The organism is Campylobacter sp. S4:11 (genome assembly GCF_024723695.1).
GTDB lineage: Bacteria > Campylobacterota > Campylobacteria > Campylobacterales > Campylobacteraceae > Campylobacter_D > Campylobacter_D jejuni_C.
Genome location: NZ_JANQDC010000098.1, coordinates 1 through 428, shown reverse-complemented (window position 1 = coordinate 428; position 428 = coordinate 1). Strand labels below are relative to the sequence as shown.

Below are 428 nucleotides of genomic sequence, written 5' to 3'. Positions count from 1 at the left end.
CTCCCTACCTAAAATATAATTCAATGGAGGTAATGCAGCACCTGAATTATCTATCACTCCATCTACATACCAAGGAGCTATTTTAGCACACATTAATGCTACTAAGCCACCGTATGACCCCCCCCCATAGATTTTAGGTAAAGATTTAAACTGAGGATAGTTTTTCATTATATCTTTTAAGGCATTGATATGATCGATTGCAGGCATAATGGCAAAATTATTATACTCATTATTTGGCGGGATAAATGTAGAAGCTATTTTAGCTTTATATTCTTGCTCCCTTTTACCCATATCTTTTAACATCTGTATATGTTTATCTAATTTATCAACAAATTCATTAGCAGTTTCTACACTCAAACCAAAAGTACTTAACCCAAGATATTCTAATGTTCTTTTAAGAAATCTAAGATCATCTTCACAAATAATAA

At 32.0% G+C, this 428-nt stretch carries 1 protein-coding gene; it reads right to left on the bottom strand.

Annotation, left to right across the window (positions count from 1 at the left end):
• Window positions 1-428: DUF2920 family protein (locus CAMP5053_RS08380; RefSeq protein ID WP_337217657.1), on the bottom strand; the 428-nt coding region annotated here is incomplete at both ends.